This window comes from Pseudomonas sp. NPDC089422 (assembly GCF_044749405.1).
In the GTDB taxonomy this organism is placed as follows: Bacteria; Pseudomonadota; Gammaproteobacteria; order Pseudomonadales; family Pseudomonadaceae; genus Aquipseudomonas.
The window spans coordinates 239,048-254,881 of record NZ_JBIVHW010000008.1 but is presented as its reverse complement, the minus strand read 5'-3'; the positions used below and the strand labels follow the sequence as shown (position 1 = coordinate 254,881).

Here is a 15,834-nt window from a genome sequence, read left to right as displayed (position 1 = left end):
GGGCTCTTCGCGGGCATGCCCCGCGAAGAGCCCGGCACAGGAAAATCAGAACCGGAACCGGCTGATCATCTGCTGCAACTGCCCACCCAAGCGCGCCAGCTCCACGCTGGACACCGAAGTCTGCTGACTGGCCTCGGCGGTCTGTTCGGAAATATCCCGCACTGTCACCACGCTGCGGCTGATCTCTTCAGCCACTGCGCTCTGCTGCTCCGAAGCCGCCGCAATCTGCTGGTTCATCAGCTGAATTCCCGACACTCGCTGGGTAATCCCCTCCAGCGCCACCCCGGCCTCACGCACCAGCGCCACGCTGCTTTCGGTCAGACTCTGGCTCTGCTCCATCAATTCGCTCACCGAACGGGTGCCGTCCTCAAGGCTGCCGATCGCCGACTCAATCTCCAGTGTCGACGCCTGGGTACGCTGTGCCAGGCTGCGCACTTCGTCCGCCACTACGGCAAAACCACGGCCCGCTTCACCGGCCCGCGCTGCTTCGATGGCGGCATTGAGCGCCAGCAGGTTGGTCTGTTCGGCCACGGCCTTGATCACATCCATGACCTTGCCGATGCGCTGGCTCTCGGTGCGCAGCGCTCCCATGGCTTCGCCAGTGGCCTCTACCTGGCTGGCCAGGCGACTGATCTGGGCGACGGCGCGGTTGACCACGCCGTCGCCTTCGCGGGCTTCGTCGTCGGTGGCACTGGCGGCCGCAGAAGCTTCGCCGGCATTGCGCGCCACTTCATGCACGGTGGCAGCCATTTCCTGCATGGCTGTGGCCACCTGGTCGGTTTCCACCTTCTGGTTGTTGGCGCCAGCGCTGGTCTGCTCGGTGATCGCCGAAAGCTCCTCGGTGGCGCTGGCGATCTGCGAAATGCCATCGCGCACCTGGGCGATCAGCTCGCGCAGGTTGCGGGTCATGCCCTGCAGGGCGTTCTGCAACTGGCCGACTTCGTCGCGGCGGCGACTGGCCGGTTGTGCGCTGAGGTCACCGGCAGCCACCTGTTCCATGGCCTTGAGTGCCTGGCGCAGCGGCTGGCTGATCTGCCGGGCAATGATCACGGCAGCCAGCGCGCCGATCAGCAAGGCGAGCAGGGTGGTGGCGATTTGCAGGGTGCGAGCGAAGTGGCTGTCCCTGGCGACCAGCACAGCCTGGTCATCCAGCAACTGGCCGATGACGCCGTTGAGGGTTTCGATGTCGTTGGCCATGGCGGCACGGTAGCCCACCAGGTTGCTGACCTCGCCACGGAACGCCTCGACGGCCTTGGCATAGGCGTGTATCTGCTGCTCCAGTTGCTGGAAATGCTGCGGGAAATTGCCGTTGAAGCGGGCGACCAGCCCAGGCAGATCGTTCACCGTGGTGGCGATCTGGGCGTTCATCAGTTTCTCGGTCTCGGCATTGGTGTTACCGGTATAACCGCGAACGTGGTAGCGCAGCAGGATCAGGTTTTCGCGAATCTGGTTGATCGCCTCGATGCGCACGAACCGCTGCTCGGCATCGGGCAGGGCACGTACCTGATTGCGAATCTGCTCGATGCTGGCAAACGACTGGGTGGCCAGCACGCCCATTTGCTTCTGCGCGGCGCGCATTTTTTCATAGGAGCGGAAACTGGCGGCCTGGTTGCTGCTGTAGCCCTGCAGTGCCTGGTCGGCGGTATTGATCAGCGCATGGGTCTGCGCCTTGATCATCACTTCGCGCAGCTTTTCCAGTGTTGGCTTGAATGCCTCCAGCGCAGCTTGCAGCTGCTTGCTTTCGGCAGAGGCGCCGTTGGCCATGGCGTGACGCAAGCGCGCTTCGCGCAGGTCGCCGAGGGCGTCGTTGAGGCGGGACACATCGCTGACCACCTCGCTGCGCCGTACCAGGCTGCCCAGGCCCTCCCAGCTGATCAGCGACTGCACGAGTGTCAGGCACAGCACCAGGCCGAAACCGAGGAAGAGTTTATGGGCGATCCTGAGGTCGCCGAACCAGGTAAACATTACTGCTGAGCTCCTTTTCTTGTGCGTTGGAGGAGACCTGAGGTCTGTTCCTTCTGTTAGATATAGTCATCTATATGAGTTATCGGCGAGTGTGACGAAATCTGAACAGTGATTGCGATGAAATTAATGTCACCGTGATATCAAGTTGAGAGCGGGTTCCTGTATTGCCCCGTGTTCCTTGCCAGGCGCAGGCTTTCCCGTGCAGATTTGTGGCTTGCAGCGCTCCGCGCGCCTCCAATGACAAAAGACACTCAGGAACAAGGACGATGAGTCACCCCTCGCAATTCACCTTGCTCGGCAAGCGGCGATTCCTGCCGTTCTTCGTCACCCAGCTGCTGGGTGCCTTCAACGACAACCTGTTCAAGCAGTCGCTGATCCTGGCGATCCTGTTCAAGCTCAGCCTGGGCGACGGTGACCGTTCGATCTGGGTCAACCTCTGCGCGCTGCTGTTCATCCTGCCGTTCTTCCTGTTCTCGGCGCTGGGCGGGCAGTTCGGCGAGAAGTTCGCCAAGGACGCGCTGATCCGCGCGATCAAGCTGGCCGAAATCGTCATCATGGCGGTCGGCGCCCTCGGCTTCGTCACCAACCACCTCACACTGATGCTGGTGGCGCTGTTCGGCATGGGCACCCACTCGGCGCTGTTCGGCCCGGTGAAGTACTCGATCCTGCCCCAGGCCCTGCGTGAAGAAGAGCTGGTGGGGGGCAACGGCCTGGTCGAGATGGGCACCTTCCTCGCCATCCTGGTCGGCACCATTGGCGCCGGGGTGATGATGGCCACCGACAGCTATGCCACGGTGGTGGCTGGTGGCGTGGTCGGCACTGCCGTGCTGGGCTACCTGGCCAGCCGCTGGATCCCGCGGGCCGCGGCTGCATCGCCGCAGATGACGCTGGACTGGAACATCTTCAAGCAGTCGTGGGTGATCCTGCGCATGGGCCTGGGGCAGACCCCGGCGGTGTCGCGTTCGATCGTCGGCAACTCGTGGTTCTGGTTCGTCGGCGCCATCTACCTGACCCAGATCCCGACCTACGCCCAGGAGTGGCTGCACGGTGACGAGACTGCAGTGACCCTGGTGCTGACCCTGTTCTCGGTGGGCATTGCCCTCGGTTCGCTGCTGTGTGAACGCCTCAGTGGGCGCAAGGTGGAAATCGGCCTGGTGCCGTTCGGCTCGTTCGGCCTGACCCTGTTCGGCCTGCTCTGGTGGTGGCACTCGGGTGACGTGCCGGCTGGCGCCCAGCCGCACGACTGGCTGGCGCTGCTGGGCATGCACCAGGCCTGGTGGATCCTGGTGTCGATCGTCGGCCTCGGCGTGTTCGGCGGTTTCTACATCGTGCCGTTGTACGCCCTGATCCAGGCACGCACCGCCGAGGATCAGCGGGCCCGGGTGATCGCCTCCAACAACATCCTCAATGCCCTGTTCATGGTGGTCTCGGCGATCTTCACCATCGTCCTGCTGAGCGTGCTCAAGCTGAGCATTCCACAGCTGTTCCTGGTGGTGTCGCTGTTGAACGTGTTGGTCAATGCCTACATCTTCAGGATCGTGCCCGAATTCACCATGCGCTTCCTGATCTGGCTGCTCAGCCACTCGATGTACCGCGTGCAGCACCGCGACCTCGAACGCATCCCTGACGAAGGCGCGGCGCTGCTGGTGTGCAACCACGTATCGTTCGTCGATGCGCTGCTGCTGGGCGGGGCGATCCGCCGGCCGATCCGCTTCGTCATGTACTACAGGATCTACAACTTGCCGGTGCTCAACTTCGTGTTCCGCACGGCGGGCGCCATTCCGATTGCCGGGCGCAACGAAGACCAGGCCACCTACGAGCGAGCCTTCGCCCGTATTGCTGAATACCTGGCGGACGGTGAACTGGTGTGCATCTTCCCGGAGGGCAAGCTGACGGGCGACGGCGAGATAGACGTGTTCAAGGGGGGCGTCAGCCGCATCCTCGAAGAAACCCCGGTGCCGGTGATTCCGCTGGCACTGCAGGGCCTGTGGGGGAGCTTTTTCAGCCGCGACCCGGCCAAGGGCTTCTTCAAGCGCCTGTGGTCGCGGGTGACCATCGTGGCGGGCGCCGCCATCCCGGTGGAGGCGGCGCAGCCAGACGCCTTGCGTGAGCAGGTCAGCCGCTTGCGCGGCGGCCTGCGATAAGGACGGGGATCAGCTGGCGCTGACTTTCAGGCCGATCAGGCCGGTGACGATCAGCGCCACGCTGGCCAGGCGCACCAGGGCCATCGACTCGCCGAACAGGATGATCCCGGCGATCACCGTGCCGACGGCGCCGACGCCGGTCCAGATGGCATAGGCGGTGCCCAGCGGCAGTTCCTTCATGGCCAGGCCCAGCAGGCCCAGGCTGATGGCCATGGCGGCGACGGTGAGCACGGTAGGCAGGGGCTTGCTGAAGCCGTCGGTGTATTTCAGGCCGACGGCCCAGCCGACCTCGAACAGGCCGGCGAAGAACAGGATAATCCAGGACATGATGCGTCTCCATCGTTGCAAATGATGGGGCCGTCCCCGGGATGGTCACGCCGTGCGTCGTGAGGTCGTCCTCACAGTGGCCATCAGGGTACACATCAATGCCTGGCCGGCTCAACCTCTTCAGCTGCGGCCGAAGGCTCCTCCATCCGCCGGAACCAGGTCGACAGCAGCGCCCCGGAGATGTTGTGCCAGACGCTGAACAACGCGCTCGGCACCGCCGCCAGCGGCGAGAAATGCGCTGCCGCCAGCGCCGCCCCGAGCCCCGAGTTCTGCATGCCCACCTCCAGCGCCAGCGACTTGCGCTGGGCCAGCGGCAGGTTGCAGAGCCGGCCGGTGAGATAACCCAGCAGATAGCCAAAGGTGTTGTGCAGCACCACCACCGCCATGATCAGCAAACCGGATTCGGCGATCTTGGCCTGGCTGGCCGCCACCACCGCACAGACGATCATCACGATGCTCACCACCGACACCAGTGGCAGCACCTGCACCGCCATCTGCACCCGCGCGCCCAGCAAGCGCTGGGCCAGCACGCCGAGCACGATCGGCAGCATCACCAGCTGCAGGATCGACCAGAACATGTCCATGAAGGACACCGGCAGCCAGGCGGATGCGAGGAACCAGATCAGTGCCGGGGTCAGCAGCGGGGCGAGGAGGGTGGTCACTGCAGCGATCGCCACCGCCAGCGCCAGGTCGCCCTTGGACAGCCAGACCATCACGTTCGACGCCGTGCCGCTCGGGCAGCAACCGACCAGGATCACGCCCACGGCGATTTCCGCCGGCAGGTGGAACAGCTGGCACAGCAGCCAGGCCATGCCCGGCATGATCACGAAGTGCGCCACCACGCCCAGGGCCACTCGCCAGGGCTGGCGGGCGAGGGCGGCGAAGTCGTCGAGCTTGAGGGTCAGGCCCATGCCGAACATCACCAGGCCCAGCAGTGGCACGATGGCCACCTTGAGGGCGATGAACCACTGGGGCATCAGGAAGGCCAGCACGGCGAACACCAGCACCCACAGGGCGAAGGTGTTGCCGACGAAGCGGCTGAGGGCGGCGAGGGCACGCATGGGGCAAGTCCTTTTCTATTTATAGCTTTGTGAATTTCACGGGACTTATCGCGGGCAAGCCCGCTCCTACACAGGTAATGCTGCACCCTGTAGGAGCGGGCTTGCCCGCGATGAGGCCGGTACTGACAGAAGATCACGCTCAGGCCAGCACCGGCAGATCAAGCAACTCAGACCCCTTGCGGAATCTCTTCGCCACCAAGCACTTCAAACAGCGCCGGCAGGAACTCGGCAAAGGTCATCATCATCAGCTGGAAGCTGGCATCGAACTGTTGCGCAGCCTCATCGCCACCGTCCTGTTCGGCCTGCTCCTGCAGCAGCTCCTCGAACTTCAGGCGCTTGATCACCATCTTGTCGTCGAGCACGAACGACAGCTTGTCCTGCCAGGCCAGGGCCAGCTGGGTGACCACCTTGCCGGTGCTCAGGTGCAGCTGGATTTCCTCGCTGGTCAGGTCCTGGCGCTTGCAGCGCACAATGCCGCCGTCTTCGGCGGTGTCCCGCAGCTCGCACTCGTCCAGTACATAGAAACCTTCGGCAGCCTGTTGCGACTTGACCCAGTCGGTCATGGTCGCGGTCGGTGCGATCTTCACGGTGACCGGGCGCACCGGCAGCGAGCCCATCACTTCGCGCAGGGTCGACAGCAGGTCTTCGGCGCGCTTGGCGCTGGCCGAGTTGACCAGGATCATGCCCAGGCGCGGGGCGATGGCGGCGAAGATCATCGAGCGGCGAATGAACGCGCGGGGCAGGAAGGCCTGGATGATCTCGTCCTTGATCTGATCGCGCTCTTTCTTGTAGACCTTGCGCATCTGCTCGGTCTCGATCTCTTCGACCTTCTCCTTCACCGCATCGTTGACCACGCTGCTTGGCAGGATGCGTTCTTCCTTGCGCGCGGCAACCAGCAGGAATTCGCCGCTGACGTGCACCAGGGGAGCGTCTTCGCCCTTGCCGAATGGCGCGATGAAACCATAGGTGGTCAGCTCCTGGCTGGCGCAGGGGCGGGCCGGTTTGGTGGCCAGGGCGGCTTCCAGCGCTTCAGGCTCGAACGGTACTTCCTGGGTCAGGCGGTAGGACAGCAGGTTCTTGAACCACATGGGGGGCAATCTCTCCTTAATGCATAAGGCGGGCATTATTCTCCGAGCAGTGCTCCGAGGCCAACCCTGTCAGAGGGCCAGCAGGGTCATATAAGGGAAGAAAAGCCCCGCCTGCGCTAGGTCTTTGAAAGGCTTGGAATTTTTTTTAAGAAAAATTAAAAAAGTGCTTGCCAGGGTGGCAGGCCGTCCGTAGAATGCGCGCCACACCGAGACGAAGGGTGATTAGCTCAGCCGGGAGAGCATCTGCCTTACAAGCAGAGGGTCGGCGGTTCGATCCCGTCATCACCCACCACTCGATGTATAGCGCAGCGGTAGTTCAGTCGGTTAGAATACCGGCCTGTCACGCCGGGGGTCGCGGGTTCGAGTCCCGTCCGCTGCGCCATATTCCACTTCCAGGGCCCACTGAACACCCGGAAGTAACAAAGAAAGCGACCTTAGGGTCGCTTTTTTTGTGCCCGAAATTTGCCAATGATAATTTTTGCGAAAAAGTTGCATCAATGGCTTGCCAGGCTGCTGGTTCGTCCGTAGAATGCGCGCCTCACCGAGACGAATGGGTGATTAGCTCAGCCGGGAGAGCATCTGCCTTACAAGCAGAGGGTCGGCGGTTCGATCCCGTCATCACCCACCACTCGTTGATTAGCGCAGCGGTAGTTCAGTCGGTTAGAATACCGGCCTGTCACGCCGGGGGTCGCGGGTTCGAGTCCCGTCCGCTGCGCCATATTCCGCTTCCAGGGCCCACTGAACACCCGGAAGCCACAAAAAAAGCGACCCTCGGGTCGCTTTTTTTGTTTCTACGCCATGCGCGCTCTTCTTGTAGGAGCGGCCTCGTGTCGCGAAAGGACCGCAAAGCGGTCCCCGCAGTATCAGCTCTAACGCTCTTCTTCCCGCAACGTCAGCACCTCGACCCCGTCCTCGGTCACCGCCACCGTATGCTCCCACTGTGCCGACAGGCAGTGGTCCCGGGTAATCACCGTCCAGCCATCCTTCAGCGTCCGCGTCCCGCGCCCGCCCTGGTTGATCATGGGTTCGATGGTGAACACCATGCCGGGCTGCAACTTCATGCCCATGCCGCGCAGGCCGAAATGCAGCACCTCGGGCCCTTCGTGCATCTGCTGGCCGATGCCATGGCCGCAGTATTCGCGTACCACGCTGTAGCCGGCCGCTTCGGCATGGGCCTGGATGGCGTGGCCGATGTCCCCCAGCGTCGCCCCGGGGCGTACCTGTTCGATGCCTTTCCATAGCGCATCGTAAGTGGTGTCGACCAACCGCTGCGCGTCTTCGCTGATCGCCCCGATGCTGTACATCTTCGACGAGTCGGCAATGTAACCGCCCTGTTCGAGGGTGATGTCGACGTTGATGATCGAGCCTTCCTTCAGCACTTCATCGACCTTGGGGATGCCGTGGCAGACCACATGGTCCACCGAGGTATTGAGCGAGTAGGGGAAGCCGTACTGGCCTTTGCTGGCCGGGCGGGCCTTGAGGGTATCGACGATGAATGCCTCGGCGCGGTCGTTGATCTGCATCGTGGTCACGCCGGGGCGGATGAAACTGTCGAGTTCGGCGAACACCTGGGCCAACAGACGGCCGGCGTTGCGCATCAGTTCGAGTTGGGCGGGGGTCTTGAGGATCACCTTGGACATGGAATGCGGGCTGTAGCTCTTGCTGAAAATTGCCCCAGCATAGCGCCATGGGTCACTCGCTTGCCACCGCGTGGTGCGCTGCCTGTACCGGCCTCTTCGCGGGGCAAGCCCGCTCCTACAGGATATCCGTGCGCTCGGAGCCTCTCGATTCCTGTAGGAGCGGGCTTGCCCGCGAAAGGGCCGGCACAGCTGGCCCACTAATTGCTGAATGACCGCCATCCAGGGCTATCAACGTCGACAGCCCAGAAACCTCACGACAAAGGCGCCGTGTTGCCCCGCTTGCTTTGCAAGCCTGGGCAGCCGGCGCCTTTTTGCGTTCCTGAAAGGGGAGACCGCCCATGGCCACAAGCGAAGTACGCAGCGTATGCCCCTACTGTGGCGTCGGTTGCGGCATCGTCATGAGCATCAAGGACGGCAAGGTCAGCAAGATCAGCGGCGACAAGCAACACCCGAGCAACTTCGGCCGCCTGTGCACCAAGGGCCTCACCGCGCACCTGCCCCTGACCGCCGCCGGGCGCATGGAAGACGCTTACCTGCGCCAGCAACGCAGCCAGCAGCCGGCGCGCAGCAGCCTGGATCAGGCCATTGCCCAGGCCGGCGAGCGCCTGCGCGGCATCATCGACCAGCACGGCGCGGACGCCGTGGCGCTGTATGTGTCCGGGCAGATGTCGCTGGAAGCCCAGTACCTGGCCAACAAGCTGGCCAAGGGGTTCATCCGCACCCGGCATATCGAGTCCAACTCGCGGCTGTGCATGGCCAGTGCCGGCAGTGGCTACAAACTGTCGCTCGGCGCCGACGGCCCGCCCGGCAGCTACCAGGATTTCGACCACGCCGAAGTGTTCCTGGTGATCGGCGCGAACATGGCCGACTGCCACCCGATCCTGTTCCTGCGCCTGCTCGACCGGGTCAAGGCTGGCGCCAGACTGATCGTCGTCGACCCGCGGCGCACCGCCACCGCCGACAAGGCCGACCTGTTCCTGCAGGTGCGCCCCGGCACTGACATGGCCCTGCTCAACGGCCTGCTGCACCTGCTGCACCACAACGGCCACACCGACCCCACGTTCATTGCCCGTCACACCGAAGGCTGGGGCGAGCTGCCGGCCTTTCTCGACGATTACACCCCGGAGCGCGTGGCTGCCATCACCGGTCTGCGTGAGGCCGACATCCGCCAGGCAGCAGAATGGATCGGCACCGCCGAGGAGTGGATGAGCTGCTGGACCATGGGCCTCAATCAGAGCATCCACGGCACCTGGCACAGCAACGCCCTGTGCAACCTGCACCTGGCCACCGGCGCCATCTGCCGCCCCGGCAGCGGGCCGTTTTCCCTGACCGGTCAGCCCAATGCCATGGGCGGCCGCGAGATGGGCTACATGGGCCCGGGCCTGCCGGGCCAGCGTTCGGCGCTGGTGGCGGCGGACCGCGCCTTCGTCGAGGAGCAATGGCGCCTGCAACCGGGCAGCCTGCGTAGCGAAGGTGGTGAGGGCACGATCGCGCTGTTCGAGCAGATGAAAGCCGGCGAGGTGAAAGCCTGCTGGGTGATCTGCAGCAACCCGGTGGCCAGCGTCGCCAACCGCCAGCAAGTGATTGACGGTCTGCGCCAGGCCGAGCTGGTGATTACCCAGGACGCCTTTCTCGACACCGAGACCAACCGCTACGCCGACATCCTCCTGCCCGCCGCGCTGTGGGCCGAAGGCGAGGGCGTGATGATCAACAGCGAGCGCAACCTGACGCTGATGGCACAAGCGGTCCAGGCCCCGGGCCAGAGCCTGGCGGATTGGCAGATCATCGCCCGGGTCGCCTGTGCCATGGGCTACGCCGAGGCCTTCGATTACCCTGACGCCGAGGCGGTGTACGACGAGATCCGACGCTTCTGGAACCCCGCCAGCGGTTACGACCTGCGCGGCATCGGCTACGAGCAGTTGCGCCACAGCCCACGGCAATGGCCCTGCGCGCCGGGCCGCGCAGATGACCGCAGCCCGCTGCGTTACCTGAACGACGGTAGCAGCCAGCACCTGTTGCGCGATGCCGAGGGCAATGCGCCGGCCCTGGCGTTCCCCACCGCCAGCGGCAAGGCACGCTTCTTTGCCCGGCCCTGGCTGCCGGCGCCCGAGCTGCCAGACGCCGACTACCCGCTGGTGCTCAACACCGGCCGCGTGCAGCACCAGTGGCACACCCTGACCAAGACCGGCAAGGTTCCAGCGCTGAACAAGCTGGAGCCCGGGCCCTTTGTTGAAATCCACCCCGAAGATGCTGCCCGCCTGGGCATCGCCGACAAGGACCAGGTTGCCATTCGCTCACGTCGCGGCCGGGCCGTGCTGCCGGCGCGCCTCAGCGACCGGGTCATGCCCGGCAACTGCTTTGCGCCGTTCCACTGGAATGACCTGATCGGCGAGCAGCTGGCGATCAATGCCGTCACCTGCGATGCAGTCGACCCGCTGTCGCTGCAGCCGGCGTTCAAGCATTGCGCCGTGGCGCTGGAGCGGGTCGCTGGCGAACGCATCGATGCCCTTGAACTGAACACTGCCATCCCGGAGCCTGCCCGCATGCCGACCGCGACCCTGTCCCGCCTGCTTGGCCTGGACACCCTGCCAGCCCCGGTGCTGGCCGATGACGAGCGTCATTACCTGCAGGGCTTCCTGCTCGGCCTCGACCAGTCACGTGCCGAGGGCGTGCCCAGCCTGCCGGCCAGCGCACCGCTGGCTGCTTCACGGCGGCTGTTCGTCGATGGTTTGCTGGCAGGGTTGTTTGCGCAGCCAGGCGCCGCCCCGGCCATTGCCGCACCGCGCCACCAGGTGTTGTGGGCTTCGCAGACGGGCAATGGCGAGGCGCTTGCCGAGCGTTGTGCCGAGCGCCTGCGCGGCGCTGGCCTGGAGGTACAGCTCAGCTGCATGGAGACGGTCAGCCCCAGCCAGCTGCAAGGCGCCGCGAGTGTCGTGCTGATCACCAGTACCTTCGGCGACGGGGACGCGCCCGACAGCGCCACGGCGTTCTGGCAGGCGCTGCAAGGCGAGCAGGGCGCCTGCTGCACGGAGTTGCCATATGCCGTGCTGGCCCTGGGGGACTCCAGCTACGACCAATTCTGTGGCTTTGGCCGCAAGCTCGACCAGCGCCTGGCCGAACTGGGCGGGCGCCGCTTGCTGCAGCGGGTCGATTGCGAACCGGACTTCGATGAGGCCTTCGCCGGTTGGCTCGAAGCCCTGCTACCGGAGCTCGGCAGCGCGGGCTCGCCAGCACCGGTCAGTGAACCGGCGCCAGTCGCGAGCTACAGCAAGCAGCAACCGTGGTCGGCCCCGCTGCTGGAGAATCACCTTCTCAACGGCCCGGGTGCCAGCAAGGAAACCCGCCAGCTGGTGTTCGACCTGTCCGGCAGCGGTCTCACCTATGCCGCTGGCGATGCCTTGGGCGTCTGGCCGCGCAACTGCCCTGCACTGGTCGAGGAGCTGCTGGCGCTGATGCGCCTCGATGGCCAGGTGCTGGTGGCGTTGAAGGGGCAGCCGGCGATGCCATTGGCCGAAGCCCTGGAAAGCCATCTGGAAATCGCCAAGGTCACCCCGCAGCAACTGCAGGCGTTCAGCGCGCAGGCCGCCGACCTGCAACGCCTGCTGCAACCCGAGTGCAAGGCCGAACTGCAGGACTGGCTGTGGGGGCGGCAGTTGGCCGATGTGCTGCGGGCGTTCCCTCAGCAGTTGCCGCTGGCTACCTGGCTCGACCTGCTCAAGCCGCTGCAGCCGCGCCTGTATTCGATCAGTTCCAGCCCGCTGGCGCATCTGGAGCAGGTGCACCTGACCGTTTCCACCGTGCGCTACGGCGAGCGCAAGGGCGTGTGCTCCACCTTCCTCGCCGATCGGGCGCAGGCACTGAAGGTGGCGATCTATCCGCAGGTCTCGAAGCACTTCCGCTTGCCCGAGGACGACACGGTACCGGTGATCATGGTCGGCCCCGGCACCGGCATCGCGCCGTTCCGCGCCTTCCTCGAAGAGCGCGAGGCGCGCGGCGCCAGAGGCGGTAACTGGCTGTTCTTCGGCGAGCAGCATGCGGCCACGGATTTCTACTATCAGGCACAGCTGCAGGCCTGGCAGGCGAGTGGTCACCTGCGCCTGGATACGGCGTTCTCGCGGGACCAGGCCGAGAAGGTCTATGTGCAGCAGCGCATGCTCGAGCAAGGCGCGCAGCTGTGGCAGTGGCTGGAGGCGGGGGCGTACTTCTATGTCTGTGGTGACGCCCAGCGCATGGCCAAGGATGTGGATGCCGCGTTGCGTGAGGTCATCGCCGTGCACGGAGGCGTGGATGCCGATGCCTATGTCGAAGCGTTGAGCAAGGCCAAGCGGTATCGGCGCGATGTGTATTGATGTGCTCCAGGATGGGGAGTGCTGCACTTTAAATGTGCGTCGGCAGTGCCGGCCCTTTCGCGGGACAAGCCCGCTCCTACGGTACGGTGCAGTACTCAAAGCCAATGGAGTCCCTGTATGTGCGGGCTTGTCCCGCGAAAGGGCCAGCACTGCCAACAGGATTGGCACAGTCCCTGCTTTATCCCCGTTACAAAAAGCCCACTGATCAACGGCGATCAACCCGGGCCACCCACCGTGATGAATACAGGCAAAGGCGCCTGGAGCTTCGGCTCCAGGCGCTTTTTTTTTTGATCGAGGATCGGCTTATGAAGGCAACAGCGAGCGGGCAACGAGAGCGACTGGTCATCGTCGGCAACGGCATGGTCGGCCACCATTGCGTGGAGCAACTGGTCGAACGCGGCGCCCTCGCGCGCTTCGAGCTGCACGTGTTCGGTGAAGAACGCCTGCGTGCCTACGACCGCGTACACCTGTCGGAGTATTTTGCCGGCAGCTGTGCCGAGACCTTGGCCCTCTGCGGGCAGGACTACTACGGCGACAGCGGCGTGCACCTGCACTTGGGCGAAGCGGTGCTGGAAATCGACCGCGAACGCTGCGAGGTGGTGACTGCCGAAGGCCGCTACGGCTATGACCATTTGGTCCTGGCCACGGGTTCCTACCCGTTCGTGCCTCCGATCGAGGGCTCCAGCGGCAACGCCCGCCTGGTCTACCGCACCCTCGACGACCTCGATGCCATTCGCGCCGCTGCCGGGCAAGCGCGCCGTGGCGTGGTGGTCGGTGGCGGCCTGCTCGGCCTGGAAGCCGCCAACGCGCTGAAGTCCCTCGGCCTGGAGGCACACGTGGTGGAGTTCGCCCCGCGGCTGATGCCGGTGCAGCTGGACGGCGAGGGCGGCGCCGCGCTCAAGGCGCAGATCGAAGCGTTGGGGGTGGGCGTGCACTTGTCGCGCGCCACCCAGTCGATCTGCGCGGGTGAAGCCTACCGCTACCGCATGAATTTCGACGGCGGTGAACACCTGGAAACCGACCTGATCGTGTTCTCGGCCGGTATCCGCCCACAGGATGCCCTTGGCCGCGCCTGCGGCCTGGAGATCGCTGCGCGGGGTGGCGTGGTGATCGACAACCACTGCCGCAGCAGCGACCCGCGCATTTTCGCCATCGGCGAATGCGCCTCGTGGAACGGCAGCGTGTTCGGCCTGGTCGCCCCGGGCTACAGCATGGCGCGCAACCTGGCAGCGTTGCTGATGGGCGAAGCCGCCAACGCATTTACCGGTGCCGACATGTCGACCAAGCTCAAGCTGCTGGGCGTGGATGTCGGCTCCATCGGCGATGCCCACGGTGCCACGCCAGGCTCGCGCAGCTACCGCTTCATCGACGAGGCCAACAGTGCCTACCGCCGGCTGGTGGTGGATGCCAGTGGCAAGCACGTGCTCGGCGCCGTGCTGGTGGGCGACAACAGCTACTACGACACCCTGCTGCAGTACGCCCAGAACGGCATCGCCTTGCCGGCCGACCCGGCAGCGTTGATCCTGCCGCTGGGCGGTGGCGTACCGGCTCTCGGTGCCGACGCGCTACCCGATAGCGCGACCATCTGCTCGTGCCACAACGTCAGCAAGGGCGCGGTGTGTGCAGCCATCGACAGCGGCTGCGGCGACCTGGCTGCGGTCAAGAGCTGCACCAAGGCGGCCACCGGCTGCGGCGGTTGTGCAGCGTTGCTCAAGCAGGTGTTCGAGCACGAGCTCACCGCCCGTGGCGTGACCGTCGACAAGAGCCTGTGCGAACACTTCGCCTACACCCGTCAGGAGCTCTATGGGCTGGTGCGGGTCGAGGGCATCCGCACCTTCAACGAACTGCTCGAACGCCACGGCAAGGGCCCTGTCGGCTGCGACATCTGCAAGCCCGCAGTGGGCTCGATTCTCGCCTCGTGCTGGAACCAGCCGATCATGGACCCGGCGCTGGTGCCGCTGCAGGACACCAACGACACCTTCATGGCCAACATGCAGAAGAACGGCACCTACTCGGTGGTGCCGCGCATCCCGGGTGGCGAGATCACCCCTGACAAGCTGATCGTGATCGGCCAGGTGGCGAAAAAGTACGACCTCTACACCAAGATCACCGGTGGCCAGCGCATCGACCTGTTCGGCGCCCAGCTGCACGAGCTGCCGCTGATCTGGGGCGAGCTGATCGCAGCCGGCTTCGAGACCGGCCACGCCTACGGCAAGTCGACGCGTACGGTGAAGTCGTGCGTGGGCAGCACCTGGTGCCGCTACGGTGTGCAGGACAGCGTCGCCATGGCCCTGCGCCTGGAAGACCGCTACAAGGGCCTGCGCAGCCCACACAAGCTCAAGTTTGCCGTCTCCGGCTGCACCCGCGAATGCGCCGAGGCGCAGAGCAAGGACATCGGCGTGATCGCGACCGACAAGGGCTGGAACCTTTACATCTGCGGCAACGGCGGCATGCGCCCGCGCCACGCCGAGCTGTTCGCCACCGACCTCGACGACGAAACCCTGGTGCGCCTGATCGACCGCGTGCTGATGTTCTACATCCGCACGGCCGACAAGTTGCAGCGCACTTCGGTCTGGCGCGAAAGCCTGGAAGGCGGCCTGGACTACCTCAAGCAGGTGATCCTCGACGACAGCCTGGGCCTGGCGGCCGAGCTGGAGGCGCAGATGCAGCATGTGGTCGACCAGTATGAGTGCGAATGGGCCAACGCCCTCAACGACCCTGAAAAGCTCAAGCGCTTCCGCACCTTCGTCAACGACCGGCGCGCCGACCCGGACGTGCACTTCGTGCGCGAACGCGAACAACGCCGGCCCGCTGCACCGCTGCACCTGATCCCAACTGTCGAGGAGGCTGTCTGATGAACTTGTCCAATGCTGCTGTGAAGACCCAAGAGAACTGGCAGGCGGTGTGCCAGGCTGATGACCTGGTGGCCGACTCTGGCGTGGTGGTGTGGCTTGAGGGGGCGCAGGTGGCGGTGTTCTACCTGCCCGAGCTGGAGCAGAGCCTTTACGCGGTGGATAACCGTGATCCGCGGTCGGGGGCCAATATCATCGGCCGCGGGCTGGTGGGTAGTCTGCAGGGGGAACTGGTGGTGGCGGCGCCGTTGTACAAGCAGCACTTCAGCTTGCAGAGCGGGGCATGCCTGGAAGATGCCGGGCAGCGGCTGCGGGTGTGGCCGGTGCGGTTGAATGGCGGCTCGGTGGAACTGGCGGTGGCATGATGCATCGCAAGGTCCTCCACCGTTTTTTGAGAACGGTGGAGGA

9 protein-coding genes, 4 tRNA genes and 1 pseudogene are annotated in these 15,834 nt (G+C 64.8%); 8 read left to right on the top strand and 6 right to left on the bottom strand.

The features are described from left to right. Positions 1 to 45 precede the first annotated feature (45 nt). Positions 46 to 759, bottom strand: a complete 714-nt coding sequence (locus ACIPZ8_RS17385) for a methyl-accepting chemotaxis protein (RefSeq protein WP_400725661.1) — start codon at positions 757 to 759, stop codon at positions 46 to 48. 141 nt (positions 760 to 900) lie between these two features. Further along, a pseudogene (locus tag ACIPZ8_RS17380) lies at positions 901 to 1,965 on the bottom strand (methyl-accepting chemotaxis protein); the annotation flags it as partial. A gap of 266 nt (positions 1,966 to 2,231) precedes the next feature. On the opposite strand from ACIPZ8_RS17380, the gene ACIPZ8_RS17375 reads away from it, so the two are divergent. Next, positions 2,232 to 4,109 carry an MFS transporter gene (locus ACIPZ8_RS17375; protein WP_400725535.1) on the top strand — a complete coding sequence of 626 codons (1,878 nt, stop codon included), beginning with the start codon at positions 2,232 to 2,234 and terminating at the stop codon, positions 4,107 to 4,109. A gap of 9 nt (positions 4,110 to 4,118) precedes the next feature. Here ACIPZ8_RS17375 and sugE read toward each other — a convergent pair whose 3' ends face one another. The 3 genes from sugE to rdgC form a co-directional block, all read right to left on the bottom strand. After that, complete coding sequence (gene sugE, locus ACIPZ8_RS17370) at positions 4,119 to 4,436, bottom strand: quaternary ammonium compound efflux SMR transporter SugE (protein ID WP_103449539.1); 318 nt, start codon at positions 4,434 to 4,436, stop codon at positions 4,119 to 4,121. A gap of 95 nt (positions 4,437 to 4,531) precedes the next feature. Beyond that, a complete protein-coding gene (locus ACIPZ8_RS17365; protein ID WP_400725532.1) occupies positions 4,532 to 5,497 on the bottom strand; it encodes a bile acid:sodium symporter family protein in 966 nt (321 codons plus the stop codon). 167 nt (positions 5,498 to 5,664) lie between these two features. Then, complete coding sequence (gene rdgC / locus ACIPZ8_RS17360) at positions 5,665 to 6,585, bottom strand: recombination-associated protein RdgC (RefSeq protein WP_400725529.1); 921 nt, start codon at positions 6,583 to 6,585, stop codon at positions 5,665 to 5,667. 216 nt (positions 6,586 to 6,801) lie between these two features. Between rdgC and ACIPZ8_RS17355 the strand changes: the two genes are divergently transcribed. The 4 genes from ACIPZ8_RS17355 to ACIPZ8_RS17340 all read left to right on the top strand — a co-directional run bounded on the left by ACIPZ8_RS17355 (position 6,802) and on the right by ACIPZ8_RS17340 (position 7,303). After that, positions 6,802 to 6,877: transfer RNA gene (locus tag ACIPZ8_RS17355), tRNA-Val, on the top strand. Positions 6,878 to 6,890: 13 nt separating this feature from the next. Further along, positions 6,891 to 6,967 (top strand) — tRNA-Asp (locus ACIPZ8_RS17350). A 170-nt stretch (positions 6,968 to 7,137) separates the two neighbouring features. After that, positions 7,138 to 7,213, top strand: a tRNA-Val gene (locus tag ACIPZ8_RS17345). Between the two features lie 13 nt (positions 7,214 to 7,226). Next, positions 7,227 to 7,303 (top strand) — tRNA-Asp (locus tag ACIPZ8_RS17340). 151 nt (positions 7,304 to 7,454) lie between these two features. Here ACIPZ8_RS17340 and map read toward each other — a convergent pair. Further along, positions 7,455 to 8,225 (bottom strand): type I methionyl aminopeptidase, encoded by a 771-nt coding sequence (gene map, locus ACIPZ8_RS17335; protein ID WP_294338860.1) that lies wholly within the window; start codon positions 8,223 to 8,225, stop codon positions 7,455 to 7,457. 338 nt (positions 8,226 to 8,563) lie between these two features. Here map and ACIPZ8_RS17330 point away from each other — a divergent pair, with 338 nt between their 5' ends. The 3 genes from ACIPZ8_RS17330 (at position 8,564) to nirD (ending at position 15,791) form a co-directional block, all read left to right on the top strand. Continuing rightward, entirely contained in the window at positions 8,564 to 12,574 is a 4,011-nt protein-coding gene (locus tag ACIPZ8_RS17330) for a molybdopterin-dependent oxidoreductase (protein ID WP_400725526.1), read from the top strand. A gap of 305 nt (positions 12,575 to 12,879) precedes the next feature. Next, entirely contained in the window at positions 12,880 to 15,429 is a 2,550-nt protein-coding gene (gene nirB / locus ACIPZ8_RS17325; RefSeq protein ID WP_400725523.1) for a nitrite reductase large subunit NirB, read from the top strand. Further along, positions 15,429 to 15,791, top strand: a complete 363-nt coding sequence (gene nirD / locus ACIPZ8_RS17320) for a nitrite reductase small subunit NirD (RefSeq protein ID WP_400725520.1) — start codon at positions 15,429 to 15,431, stop codon at positions 15,789 to 15,791. The genes nirB and nirD overlap by 1 nt, the downstream gene beginning before the upstream one ends. The last annotated feature ends 43 nt before the right edge of the window (positions 15,792 to 15,834 follow it).

What these genes read in the sequence shown, in the direction of transcription:
- ACIPZ8_RS17385 (WP_400725661.1), bottom strand. Translation starts at nt 759, where the DNA reads ATGCAGGAAATGGCTGCCACCGTGCATGAAGTGGCGCGCAATGCCGGC.
- ACIPZ8_RS17365 (WP_400725532.1), bottom strand. Translation starts at nt 5,497, where the DNA reads ATGCGTGCCCTCGCCGCCCTCAGCCGCTTCGTCGGCAACACCTTCGCC.
- nirD (WP_400725520.1), top strand. Translation starts at nt 15,429, where the DNA reads ATGAACTTGTCCAATGCTGCTGTGAAGACCCAAGAGAACTGGCAGGCG.
- ACIPZ8_RS17375 (WP_400725535.1), top strand. Translation starts at nt 2,232, where the DNA reads ATGAGTCACCCCTCGCAATTCACCTTGCTCGGCAAGCGGCGATTCCTG.
- rdgC (WP_400725529.1), bottom strand. Translation starts at nt 6,585, where the DNA reads ATGTGGTTCAAGAACCTGCTGTCCTACCGCCTGACCCAGGAAGTACCG.
- map (WP_294338860.1), bottom strand. Translation starts at nt 8,225, where the DNA reads ATGTCCAAGGTGATCCTCAAGACCCCCGCCCAACTCGAACTGATGCGC.
- sugE (WP_103449539.1), bottom strand. Translation starts at nt 4,436, where the DNA reads ATGTCCTGGATTATCCTGTTCTTCGCCGGCCTGTTCGAGGTCGGCTGG.
- nirB (WP_400725523.1), top strand. Translation starts at nt 12,880, where the DNA reads ATGAAGGCAACAGCGAGCGGGCAACGAGAGCGACTGGTCATCGTCGGC.
- ACIPZ8_RS17330 (WP_400725526.1), top strand. Translation starts at nt 8,564, where the DNA reads ATGGCCACAAGCGAAGTACGCAGCGTATGCCCCTACTGTGGCGTCGGT.